Source organism: Neisseria sp. P0022.S010 (genome assembly GCF_051956635.1).
The window spans coordinates 1-962 of the sequence record NZ_JBQCXF010000750.1 but is presented as its reverse complement, the minus strand read 5'-3'; the positions used below and the strand labels follow the sequence as shown (position 1 = coordinate 962).

Annotated in this window: 1 protein-coding gene; it reads left to right on the top strand. The window is 64.7% G+C overall.

The window, feature by feature from the left end; translation table 11 throughout:
* Positions 1-721 (top strand): sulfate adenylyltransferase subunit CysD (cysD, locus tag ACTHUT_RS21155; RefSeq protein WP_440419767.1); only part of this gene is annotated, 721 nt, incomplete at its 5' end.
* Between the last annotated feature and the right edge of the window lie 241 nt (positions 722-962).

The window sequence follows — 962 nt, the reverse complement described above, 5'->3', positions numbered from 1 at the left end:
CATCGACACCGGCCACAACTACCCCGAAGTCATCGCCTTCTGCGACCAAACCGCCCGGGAATCCGGCGCGCGGCTCATCGTCGGCAGCGTGGAAGACTCCATCGCCAAAGGCACGGTGGTGCTGCGGCGCGAAACCGACTCCCGCAACGCCGCCCAGGCCGTCACACTGCTCGAAACCATCGAAGAGCACGGCTTCGGCGCACTGATGGGCGGCGCGCGGCGCGACGAAGAAAAAGCCCGCGCCAAAGAGCGCATCTTCTCCTTCCGCGACGAATTCGGCCAATGGAACCCCAAAGACCAGCGCCCCGAACTCTGGTCGCTCTACAACGCCCGCCTGCACCCCGGCGAAAACCTGCGCGTGTTCCCCATATCCAACTGGACCGAACTCGACATCTGGCAATACATCGAACGCGAAAAGCTCGCCCTGCCGCCGATCTACTACGCCCACCGCCGCCAAGTGGTGCGCCGCAACGGCCTCTTAGTGCCCGTAACCGAACTCACCCCGCCGCGCGAAGGCGAACAGATAGAAGAGCTGTCCGTGCGCTTCCGCACCGTGGGCGACATCTCCTGCACCTGCCCCGTGGCCAGCAGCGCCGCCACCCCCGCTGAAATCATCGCCGAAACCGCCCTGGCCGACATCTCCGAGCGCAGCGCCACCCGCATGGACGACCAAGTGAGCGAAGCTGCCATGGAGCAGCGCAAGAAACAAGGCTATTTCTAGCCCGAAGGCTACCTGAAAAAGCCCCGCACCGTTTTTCAGGTAGCCTAAAAAGCCGCAAGGCAGGCCGCAGCCCGCCAACAGACAAACGGCAAAAGCAGGCAGGGCCAGCCGCAGGCGCAGGCCGGCACAACGCCAAAGCGGATTTGGAACGCGAACGCCCGCACCCGCAAAACGGCAGCGGCGGCCTGAAAGCACTTTGCCCGCCTCATGCAGACGGAGGCAGCCGCACCCGAAACAGCGC